This is a genomic window from Variovorax sp. TBS-050B, from assembly GCF_029893635.1.
Lineage (GTDB): Bacteria > Pseudomonadota > Gammaproteobacteria > Burkholderiales > Burkholderiaceae_C > Variovorax.
Genome location: NZ_JARXYR010000002.1, coordinates 1,305,690 through 1,317,986, shown reverse-complemented (window position 1 = coordinate 1,317,986; position 12,297 = coordinate 1,305,690). Strand labels below are relative to the sequence as shown.

The 12,297-nt window shown below is 68.7% G+C and carries 13 protein-coding genes; 4 read left to right on the top strand and 9 right to left on the bottom strand.

From position 1 onward, the window contains the following. Nucleotides 1-7: 7 nt before the first annotated feature. Together M2165_RS09300 and M2165_RS09295 are read right to left on the bottom strand one after the other, a co-directional pair. Nucleotides 8-610: a GspH/FimT family pseudopilin gene (locus M2165_RS09300; protein WP_280817503.1), complete on the bottom strand. Its 603-nt coding sequence runs from the start codon at nucleotides 608-610 to the stop codon at nucleotides 8-10. 14 nt (nucleotides 611-624) lie between these two features. Further along, the gene (locus M2165_RS09295; protein WP_280814364.1) at nucleotides 625-1,107 is read right to left on the bottom strand and encodes a type IV pilin protein; all 483 of its coding nucleotides are present in this window, start codon (nucleotides 1,105-1,107) and stop codon (nucleotides 625-627) included. A 422-nt stretch (nucleotides 1,108-1,529) separates the two neighbouring features. On the opposite strand from M2165_RS09295, the gene M2165_RS09290 reads away from it, so the two are divergent. Then, the gene (locus M2165_RS09290; protein ID WP_280814363.1) at nucleotides 1,530-2,978 is read left to right on the top strand and encodes a Wzy polymerase domain-containing protein; all 1,449 of its coding nucleotides are present in this window, start codon (nucleotides 1,530-1,532) and stop codon (nucleotides 2,976-2,978) included. Nucleotides 2,979-3,003: 25 nt separating this feature from the next. On the opposite strand, the gene moaC is transcribed toward M2165_RS09290, so the two are convergent. Next, nucleotides 3,004-3,495, bottom strand: coding sequence for a cyclic pyranopterin monophosphate synthase MoaC (gene moaC / locus M2165_RS09285; protein ID WP_280814362.1), 492 nt, complete (start codon nucleotides 3,493-3,495; stop codon nucleotides 3,004-3,006). A 56-nt stretch (nucleotides 3,496-3,551) separates the two neighbouring features. On the opposite strand from moaC, the gene M2165_RS09280 reads away from it, so the two are divergent. Then, a complete protein-coding gene (locus tag M2165_RS09280; protein ID WP_280814361.1) occupies nucleotides 3,552-5,117 on the top strand; it encodes a M48 family metalloprotease in 1,566 nt (521 codons plus the stop codon). Nucleotides 5,118-5,123: 6 nt separating this feature from the next. Here M2165_RS09280 and M2165_RS09275 read toward each other — a convergent pair whose 3' ends face one another. The 3 genes from M2165_RS09275 to M2165_RS09265 all read right to left on the bottom strand — a co-directional run bounded on the left by M2165_RS09275 (nucleotide 5,124) and on the right by M2165_RS09265 (nucleotide 6,861). Continuing rightward, the gene (locus tag M2165_RS09275; RefSeq protein WP_280814360.1) at nucleotides 5,124-5,477 is read right to left on the bottom strand and encodes a phage holin family protein; all 354 of its coding nucleotides are present in this window, start codon (nucleotides 5,475-5,477) and stop codon (nucleotides 5,124-5,126) included. Nucleotides 5,478-5,561: 84 nt separating this feature from the next. Further along, entirely contained in the window at nucleotides 5,562-6,026 is a 465-nt protein-coding gene (locus tag M2165_RS09270) for a hypothetical protein (protein ID WP_280814359.1), read from the bottom strand. 85 nt (nucleotides 6,027-6,111) lie between these two features. Beyond that, nucleotides 6,112-6,861, bottom strand: a complete 750-nt coding sequence (locus tag M2165_RS09265) for a TerC family protein (RefSeq protein ID WP_280814358.1) — start codon at nucleotides 6,859-6,861, stop codon at nucleotides 6,112-6,114. A 486-nt stretch (nucleotides 6,862-7,347) separates the two neighbouring features. Here M2165_RS09265 and M2165_RS09260 point away from each other — a divergent pair, with 486 nt between their 5' ends. After that, a complete protein-coding gene (locus M2165_RS09260; protein ID WP_280814357.1) occupies nucleotides 7,348-7,824 on the top strand; it encodes a DUF3717 domain-containing protein in 477 nt (158 codons plus the stop codon). Between the two features lie 8 nt (nucleotides 7,825-7,832). Beyond that, a complete protein-coding gene (locus tag M2165_RS09255; RefSeq protein WP_280814356.1) occupies nucleotides 7,833-8,144 on the top strand; it encodes a DUF2007 domain-containing protein in 312 nt (103 codons plus the stop codon). A gap of 92 nt (nucleotides 8,145-8,236) precedes the next feature. Here the strand turns inward: M2165_RS09255 and M2165_RS09250 are convergent, their stop codons facing one another. The 3 genes from M2165_RS09250 to M2165_RS09240 all read right to left on the bottom strand — a co-directional run bounded on the left by M2165_RS09250 (nucleotide 8,237) and on the right by M2165_RS09240 (nucleotide 12,177). Further along, nucleotides 8,237-8,797: a YaeQ family protein gene (locus tag M2165_RS09250; protein WP_280814355.1), complete on the bottom strand. Its 561-nt coding sequence runs from the start codon at nucleotides 8,795-8,797 to the stop codon at nucleotides 8,237-8,239. Nucleotides 8,798-8,827: 30 nt separating this feature from the next. Continuing rightward, a complete protein-coding gene (locus M2165_RS09245; RefSeq protein WP_280817502.1) occupies nucleotides 8,828-10,957 on the bottom strand; it encodes a TonB-dependent siderophore receptor in 2,130 nt (709 codons plus the stop codon). 86 nt (nucleotides 10,958-11,043) lie between these two features. Further along, complete coding sequence (locus M2165_RS09240) at nucleotides 11,044-12,177, bottom strand: PepSY-associated TM helix domain-containing protein (protein ID WP_280814354.1); 1,134 nt, start codon at nucleotides 12,175-12,177, stop codon at nucleotides 11,044-11,046. Nucleotides 12,178-12,297: the final 120 nt, after the last annotated feature.

Here is a 12,297-nt window from a genome sequence, read left to right as displayed (position 1 = left end):
GTCTGTCTTACCTCGATTCGGCCGCGCACAGGCGGGGATCGGTGGTGGCAGTGCTGGGAACGTTCGGGTCGCACATCCGCACCGCGCCGGACGGCGTCACGTTCACCCGCAGGTTGCGGTAGTGGGTGCCGTCCTTGACCCCGGTCACTTCGACCTGGGTCAGTGAGGCGCCCGCGGCGGAGACGACCCGGCCAAAGCTGTTGAAGGTGACCATGCTGTTGTCCGCAGTCACTTTCACCCCGCCGCCGCCATCCCGGACCGTGCGGCGATCAACGATCATGGGTGCGTCGGTCGTCGAGGGTGCGCTGGCGCACTTGCCCGCCGGCGAACTGACGCTGATCACCCAGGAGCCGCTTTCCGTCGAAAGCGCGCAGGTGTTGTCCATGGTGCCAGCGTCGTTCAACGTCACGAGAAAGAAGGAAACGTTCTGGTTTCGCCGAATGGCTTCGGTGCGCGCCGCGAGCAGGCCGTTCTGCAGCGCCTCGGTGGTATTCCGAATGCGGGTGTTGTCCATCCATGTCCCGATGCTCGGCATGGCGAGCGCGAGGATGAGCGCCAGCACGGCGATCGTGACGACGAGCTCGATGATGGTGAGGCCACGTTGCTTCATCACGGACCCGGTTCTCAACACGCGGCGCTTGTGGTGAGCCAGCACTCCTGGTCCACGGTGGCGTTCTTGAACTTCGTCGTCTTGCGCAGACCGGTCTCGTTGATCGTGTAGACATGTCCGGCGGCGGTTCCGCTGCCCGTCGCGGTGATCACGTAGCTCTGGAACGCGGCACCGCTGGCCGTGCAACTGAACGAAAAATGCTTCGTGGCGGCAAAGTTGTTCCAATTCGCCGCGGTCGCGTCAGCCGCGCATTTGGCGGCGGTTCCGTAGTTGCGGTTGTCCTGGTAGTACTGCTCCATCTTCGAGCGGAAGTCGGACAGCGCATTGAAGGCTTCCGGCAGCGTCCCGCGACGAACGTAGTCGTTGTACGAGGGAACTGCGATGGCCGCGAGGATGGCGATGATCGCCACCACGATCATGACTTCGATCAGTGTGAAACCGGGCAGGACACGGCGCGAGATAACAAGGCGGCGCAGGCGAGTTGTGCGTTTCTTCAAGAGAGACCTTTCGGCACCGGACGGGAGCTCTCGCCCGTCGGCAACAGTTGGGGACATTTGTTAAAGAATGTCTCGATTGGTGTTTTTTTGCAAAACCGCTCGTCTCCGTTGCATAGCCACTCGTCGGCTCGCCACCCGGCACAATCGCGCCGATGACCTCCCGCGCAGCGCCTCTCGAAGCCGCCGCTCTTTCCCCAAAAGCCGTCGGAGCTTTGCACGCGGCCTTGGTCGCTTTCCCGTTCCTCTGTCCGCTGGTGGGCGGGCCCTCGGTTCAGGCGTGGCAACTCCTCGCGACTTGGACGTCCGTCGCGGCGATGCTGCTCGCCATGCCTCCCCATCGGCCGTCGCGCGCCGTGTGGGCCTGGTTGGCGGGCGGCGCGGGCGCGATCCTGCTGTCCTGTTTGGCGGTTTCCTCTCGAGGCATGGTCGCGCTTTGGCTGCCCCCGCTGGTGGTGCTCGGTACGGTGACGGCGGCGACCTGCGTCGGTGCGGGCATCGCGCGCCGGGGGGCCGCAGTGCTTGCCGCCGGCCTCCTCACCGCCGGCCTCCTCAGCGCCCTCCTCGGCCTGCTCCAGTACTACGGCCTCGCCGAGCCCCTGGTCCCCTGGACCACCGCCCCGGCCCTGGGCCAGGCCTACGGCAACCTGCGTCAGCGCAACCAGTTCGCCACGCTGATCAGCATGGCGCTCGTGGCTGCGCTGTGGATCCACGCCACGCAGCCGGCGGTGCGCACGCGCCGCTGGCTGGTGGGCGCGACGCTGCTCCTGCTGCTGGCCGCGGCCGCGTCGACCTCGCGGACGGGCCTGCTCCAGTTGCTGTCGATCGTGGGGGTGGCGAGCTGGATCGCCTGGCAGGAGCGCCGCGCGCCGGTTGCGGACCGCGCCGCCGGCGGGCACTTCCGTCTGCCGCCGCCCCTGGTGCTGCTGGCGATGGTGCCGATCTATTTCGCCTTCGCCTGGCTGCTGCCGCAACTGGCCGCTGGCGAGGTGGAAGGCATGATGCGCCGCCTGCAGGAAGGCGCGCCCGGCGACCACACGCGGCTGGTGCTCTGGCACAACGTGCTGTCGTTGATCGCCGAGCGTCCGCTCACGGGCTGGGGCTGGGGTGAACTCGCCCATGCGCACTACAGCACGCTGTACGGGGGGGCGCGCTTCCCCGAAATCCTCGACAACGCGCACAACCTGCCGCTTCACCTGGCCGTGGAGCTCGGCCTGCCGGCGTCGATCCTGATCTGCGGCGCCTTCGCTTGGATGGTGCTGGCGGCACGGCCGTGGCGCGAGCGCGATCCGGACCGGCTGATGGCCTGGGGCGTGCTGGGCGCGGTCGCGCTGCACAGCCTGCTCGAATACCCGCTGTGGTACGGGCCGTTCCAGCTGGTGTTCGGGCTCTGCCTCGGCATGCTCTGGCCGGCGCCGCCCGCCCGGCCGCGCCCCGGGCGGCGGTGGCGCGAGGCATCGGTGCTGGCGCCGGTGGCGGCCGCGGTGCTGATGACGGTGGTCGGCTACGCGACCTGGGACTACATCCGCATCAGCCAGATCTATCTGCCGCGCGACGAGCGCCTGCCGGCTTATGAGAACGACACGCTCGCCAAGGCGAAGCGGTCCTGGCTCTTCGCGAGGCAGGTGGACTTCGCCGAGTTGACGCTGACGGCGGTGACACCCGCCAATGCCGCCGCGATGCATGCGCTGGCCGAGCGCACGCTGCATTTCTCGCCCGAGCCGCGCGTGATCGTCAAGCTGATCGAAAGCGCCGAGCTGCTGGGGCGGCACGAAGAGGCGCGCGCGCAGGCCGAGCGCTTCCGCATCGCCTTTCCGGAGGCCTATGCGCGCTGGATCGCCGGCGAGCCGGTGGAAGGCCGGGCGCCGTCCTAGTCAGTCGGCGGGCGCTGGCCGCGCTTCAGCCGGCGACGTAGCTCCCCGACTTTCCGCCGTGCTTCTCGACCACGTGCACGTCGGTGATCCGCATGCCGCGGTCGACCGCCTTGCACATGTCGTAGATGGTGAGCAGCGCCACCTGCACGGCGGTCAGCGCTTCCATCTCGACGCCCGTGGGACCGACGGTCTCGACCGTCGCGGTGCAGGCCACCTGCGGCGTCTGGCTGTTTTCGGCCAGCGCGAAGGCCACCGCCACGCGCGTGAGCGCGAGCGGATGGCACAGCGGGATCAGGTCGCTGGTCTTCTTGGCCGCCTGGATGCCGGCGATGCGCGCGATGCCGAGCACGTCGCCCTTCCTGGCGGTGCCCGATTCGATCAATGCCAGCGTGGCGGGCTGCATTTCGATGCGGCCGGTGGCGACGGCAACGCGGTGCGTGGCGGGCTTGGCCGCCACGTCGACCATGTGGGCCTGGCCCTGGGCGTCGAAGTGGGTGAGCGGACTGTGGCTACTCATGTGTGAACATTCGGTGCGGAGATGCATCATACGAGCCCATGCCATCGACGAGAGGAATGCCGCGCTTGACTCTTCCTGCCAAGACCCCAGGTTCTGCCGTGCCCGCGCTGCGCTCGCTCTGCGCCGCGGTTCTGATCGCGTGCCAGGTGCTGCTGCCGGTGCCGGCCGGCGCGCAGATGCAGGTGCTGCCCGGCATGGGCGACGGCGGCGAGATGACCGCGAGCGCCGAGCGCCAGCTGGGCGACCAGATCGCGCGCGAGCTCTACCGCGACACCGACTACATCGATGACCCCGTGGTCGCCGCCTACGTGCAGGACATCTGGCAGCGGTTGCTCGCCGCGGCCCGCCTGCGCGGCGAACTCACGCCCGAGCTCGACGAGCGCTTCGCCTGGACCATCCTTCTCGGGCGCGACCGCAGCATCAACGCCTTCGCACTGCCGGGCGGCTACCTCGGCCTCCACATGGGCCTGATCGCGGCGGTGGGCAGCCGCGACGAGCTGGCCACCGTGCTCGGCCACGAGCTCTCCCACGTCACGCAGCGCCACATCTCGCGCATCATGAGCAGGCAGGGCCGGCAGATGCCGTTGATGATCGCGGGCCTGATCCTCGGCATGATCGCGGCCAGCAAGAGCCGCAACGCCGACGCGGGCCAGGCGGTCATCATGGGCAGCCAGGCGCTCTTCATGCAGAACCAGCTGAGCTTCTCGCGCGACATGGAGCGCGAGGCCGACCGCGTGGGCTTCGGCGTGATGACGCAGGCCGGGTTCGCGCCGCAGGGTGCGGCGACGATGTTCGAGAAGCTGCAGCATGCCTCGCGGCTCAACGACAACGGCTCCTATCCGTACCTGCGCAGCCATCCGCTCAACTCCGAGCGCATTTCCGACATGCAGGGCCGCTTCCAGTTCCGCATGGATGCGGTCGAGCCGCTGCCGCTCGCGATGGACCACGCCATGATCGCGGCACGGGCCCGCGTGCTCACGCGGCCCGGCGTCGACGTGCTGCGGCTGTGGGTCAACGCCGCCTCGACCGGCGAGTTCGCGAGAAGCAGCCCCGCCCAGCAGGCCGGCACGCTCTATGCGGCCGCGCTCTCGGCCAAGGAACTGCGCGATCACAAGGCGGCGCGCGCGCTGGCCGAGCGCCTTGCGGCACGCACCGCCGACGATGCCGCCGCAGCCAAGCTCGCGCGCTGGCTCGACGCCGAGATCGAACTGGCCGCCGGCGGCGCGGCGCGGGCCGCCACGCTGGTCGACCTCAAGTCGAAGGAGCGCCCCGAGATGCTGCTCGCGGCCGACGCCGCGGTCGCCACGCGCCAGCCCGCGCCCATGGTGCCGGTGCTGCGCGACTGGGTGGCCACCCATCCGCGCGACGCGACCGCCTGGCGTGCACTCGCCAACCTGTATGGCGCGCAGAACGACACCGTGCGCGCGGTGCGGGCCGAGGCCGAAGCCAACGTCGCCATCCTCGACTACCCGGCCGCGCGCGACCGTCTCAAGGCGGCGCAGGAGCTCATGCGCAGGCCCGATGCGCCGGTCGACCACTATGAGGCGTCGATCATCGACAGCCGCGCGCGGGCCGTCGAAGCCTTGGTGAAGCGGCAGGCCGAGGAGCCGCCGCTGAAGTGAGGGGGATCAGCGCTTCGGGAGCAGCCCGCCGAGCGCGGCCTCGATGATCACGCCGAGCAGCGAATAGATCAGCGAGCCGATCAGCGCCGCCAGGAAACCGCTGACCTGAAAGCCCCCGAGCAGGCCCGACGCGGCCCAGAACAGCAGCGCGTTGATCACGAACAGGAACAGCCCGAGCGTCACGATGGTGACCGGCAGCGTCAGCACCACGAGCACCGGCCGAACGATCATGTTGAGCAGGCCGATGACGGCCGCGGCAATCAGCGCCGAGCCGAAGCTGTTGACGTGCACGCCGCTGTAGAGGTAGGCCACGGCAAGCAGCGCGACGGCACTGAGCAGCCATTTGATGATGATGCGCATGCCGGCAGGATACCGCAGGGCCTCCAAAAAACAACGAGCCCCGGGCGTTGCCGCACCGGGGCTCGTCGAAGGAGGCGGCCGCGCCTATTCGGCCAGTTCGTTGGCGAGCACCAGCAACGCGCCCATGCCCATCACGGCGCCGGGAAAGGCCCAGCCCGACTGGCGCGGCGGCGTCTGGTCGAGCGTGACGGGTTCGAGGTCCACGCCGATCTTCGGGCGCCGCGCATCGACCACGTGCGTGGCCGAATGCTCGCGCTTGAGCTGCTGCGTCAGTTCGGTGAGCGGCCCCTTGGCGAGCACCGGCGTCACCTGCCCGCCATTGCGCTCGAGCAGCGGCAGCAATTGCGCCTGCACCTTGCTGAACCACTTGGCGCGCCAGTTCTCCCGTGCGCTGTGGCTCACCCACTTGCTGATGCGATGCGTCATGCGCGGTGCGCAGGCCACCAGCACCCAGTGGCGCGCCACCACGCTGTCGGCGTCCGGAGCGAGTTCGGCGAACTGCTCGGCGGCATAGCTGGCGTCGTCGACATAGAGAATGATCTTTTCCATGGTCCGCTCCTGATCAAGTAGTTGGAGTGACAGAGACTGGTCGATAGCGCGAGCGCATTTTTTTGCCGGGGCCTGCAGCAGCGGCTCAGCTGCTGCTCGTGGCGGCTTCGGCCGGGCGCTGGCGCGCCTGGCGTGCAGCCACCCACTTGCCAATGACCAGCACCAGCAGCGCGCCGATGACGCCGGCGGCATAACGGATCGTGTCGGTCTGAGGCACCTTCGGCACCCAGTTCCAGGCCGCGGTGTTCGCCAGCGCGGGATCGGACACGGCCATCGTGCCGGCGATCCAGCCCAGCAGCATGCCGCCGGCCGTGATGATGATCGGGAAGCGGTCCATCAGCTTGATGACCAGCTGGCTGCCCCAGACGATGATCGGAATGCTCACCAGCAGGCCGAAGATCACGAGCGGCATCTGGTGCGCCTGACCGGCACCCTGCGCGGCACCCGCGATGGCGATCACGTTGTCCACGCTCATCACCAGGTCGGCGATGATCACGGTCTTGACCGCGCCCCAGAGCTTGTCGCTCGCGGCGATGTTGCCGTGCGCATCGTCATGCTCGGGTGCGAGCAGCTTCACGCCGATCCACAGCAGCAGCACGGCGCCGGCGAGCTTCAGGAACGGAATGGCCAGCAGCGTGAGCGCGAAGAAGATCAGGATCACCCGCAGCGCAATGGCGCCGGCGGTGCCCCACAGGATGCCCTGGGTGCGCTGGGCGGGCGGCAGCTTGCGGCAGGCCAGGGCGATGACGACGGCGTTGTCGCCACCGAGCAGGATGTCGATCATGATGATCTGACCGACCGCGACCCAGAACTCCGGGGTCATGAACTGTTCCATAGATTCCTCTCGTCTTCGTGTGCCGGCTGCCTCTGGCTGGGAGGGCGACAGTCCGGCGCATGCGTTGCGTTTCGATTCATCCCGCGTGGGGATGGCCGGAGCGATGACGAAGACCAGTCGTGATGACCGGGAGTCCAGTGAACGCTTCGACCAAACCTGCGCAGGTTCAAATCGAAGGTCTTGCTCGACAGCGCGCATCCCGCGGGACACGCGTCGTCCGACAGGCCGGAAGTGTTGTGCTTCGTATTGACGACCTGGCGATGCCCGCCATCGTGGATGGCAGTCGGGAGCTACTCCCCTTCGTGGGGGGATTAGAGCATCGCGCCCCCCGATCTGGCAACCAAAAGTTTTCGGGAATTTTGAGCATACCTCCCGAAACGCTAGCAACCGCGCCGAATGATGCTCCGATTTTCATAGTGCCTATACCCTTCGGCCGCCGCGGGGAATTGCCGGACTATGATCGCCGCTCGCTGCTTTTTCCCGCCCATGGCCGCCATTCACATCACCGACATCGAGGCCGCCATCAACCACTGGCGCGCCAAGCGTCCGTCGCCCGACGGCGTCACGCTCGCGCCCGAGCTGCGCGCGCTGGCCGAGGTCTATGCGCTGATGGTGTTCCACCACGAGGACGAGGTCGCCGAAGAGGGTTTCCCCGCCGCGGCCTGGGCCGCCTGGCTCGACTGGTACCACAGCACGCCCGACACGCCCTGCATCGCCATCTGCTCCACCAGCCAGGGCGACGACGAGTGCAAGGGCTGCGGCCGCAGTTTCGACGAGGTGCAGCACTGGCCCGCCATGACGCCCGCCGAGAAGCGCGCGACCTGGCGCCGCATCACCATGGAAGACTCGGCGTGGCGCTTCAACCGCTATGCGGAACGCGCGCGCGAGGCCGAGCCTCCGCCATGGCCGGACGACGGTCCCAACGATCCCGCGGCGCCCCTCGGCCCGGACGACACGCCCTGAGCACTCTCATGCGCCGTCTGGCCCAGGCCCCCAATCTCGCGATCGCCACCTTGTGGGTGCATGCCTTGCGCGAGGAAGGCATCGGGGCCAGCGTGCAGCGTGAATTCCTCGGTGCAGTGATGGGCCAATTGCCGCCCGACCAGTGCCTGCCCGAGATCTGGATCGACGACGACGGCCAGTTGGAGCGCGCCCAGCAGGTGCTGCATGCGGCGCAGCACCGGCCGCAGCGCGACTGGCATTGCGCCTGCGGCGAGCGCATCGAAGGCGGCTTCGAGCAGTGCTGGCACTGCGGCCGCATGATGCCCGCGCTTCCTTCGTGAAGCACCGCAGAACGGCTTTGCCGGGCCGCTGGTGTTTCCCCCGGCAGGGGTTGGCGCAGCGACACGAAGTGCGCGGAGACTGGGGGCGAGCCTTATTTCCAGCGCTGCAGTTCCACGTCGATGCTGCGGTTGCCGTCGCCCAGCGTCAGCGTGTTTTCCTGGATCGTCGCCTGCAGCTGCATGCTGCGCTGCGCCAGCAAAGCCAGCGCCTGCGAGGCCTCGGTCGGCACCCGGTGCACCTGCAGGTTCTGCGGCCGCGTGAGCTTGCCCTCGATGCCGCGCCACCAGATCTCGGCCGCATGGTTGAAGCAGTAGACGATCACCTCGTCGGCCTTGCCGCAGGCCTTGATGATCGGCTTGTCCTCGGGCTGGCCGACCTCGATCCAGAGCTTGGTCTCGCCCGTGAAATCGCGCAGCCACACATCGGGTTCGTCGACGTTCGACAGGCCCGCGCCGAAGGCCAGCGTGCCGTCGCCGTTGCACACGTCCTGCAGCTTGTGCGCGTTGAGCGCGAGCGCGACGAGCCGGATCATCATGCGCTCGTCGGTCTCGCTCGGATGGCGCGCCAGCGTCAGCGCATGGTCGGCGTAGTAGCCGTGGTCGATGTCGGCCACCGCGAGGGTGGCCTTGAAGATGGTGGATTTGAGGGCCATGGGTGCGCGAGTGTATGCGCCCCCACGGACTCAGAACGCCACCGAAGCCTGCAGGTAGAGCGTGCGCGGCTGGCCCACGTACTTGCCGCCGTTGTTGTCGACCGAGCGGTTGAAGTAGCGGCGGTCGAACAGGTTCTTGATGCCGACGGCCAGCTTGAGGTGGCTCATCGAAGGGCCGAAGTCGTAGGCCGCGCGCAGGTTCATCGTGGCGTAGCCCGGGATGTTGCCGAGCCGGCCGGTGGAATCCTCGATCGTCACGTACTTCCCGCCGTCGTCGGGCGAGCCCGGCGAGCGCTGCTTCGACTGCGCATACACGTCGGCATTGAAGGTCCACGGCCCGCGCTCGTAGCGTGCGCCGAGCGTCGCCACCTGGCGCGAGTAGAACGGCAGGTCGCGCCCGGCGAAGGCGCCGGCCTTCGAGGTCGCCTGCGTGTAGGTGTAGGTCGCCGACACCGAGAGCCCCTTGAGCGAATCGCTCAGGCTGCCGAGCTGGTAGCGCAGCGCCGACTCCACGCCACGGTGCCGGGTCGCGCCGAGGTCGGTCCACTGGCCCACGTCGCCGGTGATCGAGCGCGCCAGCAGCAGTTCCTTGTCGAAGTTGATGTTGAACAGCGTCAGCTCGCCGCTCCAGCTCTCGCCCTTGTAGTGCGTGCCGATCTCGTAGGTCTTGGCCTTCTCGGGATGCAGACCCGTGGTCGACTGCGCGAGCTGCGCGTACTGCTGCGGCCCGAAGGAAACGCCCGCATTCGCGAACACCGACCAGCGGTCGCTCATGCGGTAGAGCACCGAGAGCGTCGGCAGCACCTCGTTGGAATCGATCTTGGGGTAGATCGCGTTCGTCACGCGGTTGTTCGAGAGCGTGAACACGTCGTTGTGCGAGCGGATCGACTCGTAGCGCACGCCGGGCGTGATGGTCCAGTTGCCGAAGTCGATGCGGTCGTCGATGTAGACCGCATGCGCGGTGGTGCCGCCCTTGCTCGACTGGTAGGCGGGCCGGGCCAGCGCATAGGCGTCGAAGCCCGGCCGCGGCGTGTAGTAGGCGCTGCGCGTCGCGACCTCCGAGGCCTCTTCCTTCAGGTAGCGCATGCCCACGCTGATCTCCTGCACCACGCTGCCGGAGTCGATCAGGCGCGAGTAGCGGGGCTCGATGGCAAAGGTCTTGTAGTCGCGCGGCGCGGTCGTCAGCCGGCGCCGGCCGTTGTTGGCACCGGTGCCCTCCTGCTCGAGGAAGCTGCCGCGGAAGGAGTCGATGTAGTAGCCCAGCATCTCGAACTTGTTCACGCCGTCGTTGTGCGTGTACTTGATCGAGCCGTCGGTGCGCCGGCCCGCGAACTCGTCGAAGGCGCGGTCCGACTGGAAGGGGTTGGCCGCGAACTGCGCCGTCGTCAGGCCACCCGGCATGCGGCCGCGGCCTTCGAAGTGATGCAGCGACACCGCGATGTCGTCGGTCTTCGAGAGGCGGTAGGCACCCTTGAGCATCAGGTCGTCGATGCGCGTGTGGTCGTTGCTTTCGCGGAAGCCGTCGCCATGCGTGCCCGAATAGAGCAGCGCGAGGCCCAGGCCGTTCTCGTTCGTGCCGCCGACGAAGAGGCTCGGCGTGGTCTTGAGGCCGCCGCCGCGCGTGGCGCCCTCGACGCCCACGCCCACTTCGCCCGCGAACTGCTTCGGAATCGAGCGCGTCACGAAGTTGATGATGCCGCCCACGTTCTGCGGACCGTAGCGCACCGAGCCCGCACCGCGCACCACGTCGACCGCTTCCAGGCTCCCGAGGGAGACGGGGGCCAGCGACAGCTGCGGCTGGCCGTACGGCGCATAGGCGAGCGGCACGCCGTCGAGCAGGATGGTGGAGCGCGGCGACAGCCGCGAGGTCAGGCCGCGCACGCCCACGTTGAGCGAGATGTCGCTGCCGCCGGTGCCGTTGCTCTCCTGCACCTGCACGCCCGGCACCTGGCGCAGCACGTCGCGCACGCTGGAGGCGCCGCTTTCCTGGATCTGCGGGCGCTCGACGATGCTGCGCGCGCCGGGGTGCTCGAGCACCCTGGTCTCGCTGGGCGAGCCGAGCCAGTCGCCAGTGACGGTGATCGCCTCGAGCGACTTCGGTCCGCCGGCGGGCTCGGGCTCGGCCGCGAAGCTCTGGAAACTGACGGGAAACAGCGCCATCACGAGCGCGGCGCACTTCTTCTGCTTGAACACGGATCCTCCTTGGGGTGCTGAAAAAAGTCGGTCGACGCTGAACGCGTCTTTTGTCATGACATCGTGCGGTTGACGGGCATGGCGTTCTGCCGGGCTGCCGCGGCCACCGCGCGGCGCCGCCACCAGAGCCAGACGCCGCTCAGGCCCAGGCCCGCGAGCGCGAGTCCGAGCAGCGCCGTGACCGCCTCGTGCGCCGACCCGCCGAGCGCGCCGGTGTGCAGCGGGTAGATCACCGCGACCGCGCCGCTGCCCGCGTCGAGTTCCTGCCAGCGGCGCACCGCGAGCACTTCGCCCGTGCGCGGATCCAGCCACACCGAGCCGATGCCGTTCGGATGCGGATCGTCGGGCAGCCGGAAGCGCACCCGCAGCGGCCGGCTCGGCTTGGCCGGGACATGGGCATAGCCGATGGGCTGGCCCGGAAACACCTGCTGCGCGCGTGCGAGCAGTTCGTCCAGCGACGGCTTCGGGCCGGTCGCCGGTCCCCTGGGCACGACCGGCGGCTTGAACTGCGGCTGGCCGATCGCGGCCGAGATGAAGCCGCCGAGCGGCCGCCAGGCCATGTAGGCGCCGGTGAACACCGACACCGCAATCAGCAGCCCGAGCACGGCGCCGCCGGTGCGATGCAGGTCGAACAGCCCGCGCAGCAGGCCCCGGTCGAGCACGATCCGCAGCGACGGCGGCCAGCGCACCGGCCACCAGAGCACGAGGCCGGTCACGAGCAGGAACAGATAGGCCAGCGCGGCGAAGGCCAGGATGCCCTTGCCGGTGTCCTCCAGCAGCAGGCTGCTGTGCAGTTCGAACAGCAGGTTGTAGGCGCCCTCGTGCGTGCCGCGGCGGCCTTGCTCGGCGCCCGTGGCGGGATCGAGGTAGAGCGTGCCTTCCCAGGCGCCGCGGACCCGCACCCAGAGCGTTTCGCCGGGCTGGCGCGGCGGGCGCAGGGTCAGGTCGGTGTCGGGGCCGAATTCAGCCAGCAGGCGCTGGCGCAGCGGCTCCAGCGCCAGCGGTGCGGAGCCGGGCGTCGCCCCGCTGCGCGCCACGAAGAAGTCGGGATGCGCCTGGCGGTCGATCGGCAGCGCGACCACCAGCACCGCGCCGAGCAGCGCGGTGAGTGCCAGCAGGGGGCCGAGCGAGAGGCCGATCCAGCGATGGAGCTTGAGCCAGAGACGTCGCAAAGGGGCGCGCAGCATGTATCGCGGGGCCTGGAAAAGCCCGTTGGGGTTGTTGGCTGGAGCGCCGGTCGCGGCGCGTGGCTGAAGGTGGAACCGGTCTGCCGCACGAAGCAAACAGCCGCCCTCGGGCGGCTGTTT

Bases quoted from the DNA above. Each gene is read 5' to 3' on its own strand.
- M2165_RS09300 (WP_280817503.1), bottom strand. From the start codon at position 610: ATGAAGCAACGTGGCCTCACCATCATCGAGCTCGTCGTCACGATCGCC.
- M2165_RS09290 (WP_280814363.1), top strand. From the start codon at position 1,530: ATGGTCGCGCTTTGGCTGCCCCCGCTGGTGGTGCTCGGTACGGTGACG.
- moaC (WP_280814362.1), bottom strand. From the start codon at position 3,495: ATGAGTAGCCACAGTCCGCTCACCCACTTCGACGCCCAGGGCCAGGCC.
- M2165_RS09280 (WP_280814361.1), top strand. From the start codon at position 3,552: ATGCCGCGCTTGACTCTTCCTGCCAAGACCCCAGGTTCTGCCGTGCCC.
- M2165_RS09275 (WP_280814360.1), bottom strand. From the start codon at position 5,477: ATGCGCATCATCATCAAATGGCTGCTCAGTGCCGTCGCGCTGCTTGCC.
- M2165_RS09270 (WP_280814359.1), bottom strand. From the start codon at position 6,026: ATGGAAAAGATCATTCTCTATGTCGACGACGCCAGCTATGCCGCCGAG.
- M2165_RS09265 (WP_280814358.1), bottom strand. From the start codon at position 6,861: ATGGAACAGTTCATGACCCCGGAGTTCTGGGTCGCGGTCGGTCAGATC.
- M2165_RS09260 (WP_280814357.1), top strand. From the start codon at position 7,348: ATGGCCGCCATTCACATCACCGACATCGAGGCCGCCATCAACCACTGG.
- M2165_RS09255 (WP_280814356.1), top strand. From the start codon at position 7,833: ATGCGCCGTCTGGCCCAGGCCCCCAATCTCGCGATCGCCACCTTGTGG.
- M2165_RS09250 (WP_280814355.1), bottom strand. From the start codon at position 8,797: ATGGCCCTCAAATCCACCATCTTCAAGGCCACCCTCGCGGTGGCCGAC.
- M2165_RS09245 (WP_280817502.1), bottom strand. From the start codon at position 10,957: ATGGCGCTGTTTCCCGTCAGTTTCCAGAGCTTCGCGGCCGAGCCCGAG.
- M2165_RS09240 (WP_280814354.1), bottom strand. From the start codon at position 12,177: ATGCTGCGCGCCCCTTTGCGACGTCTCTGGCTCAAGCTCCATCGCTGG.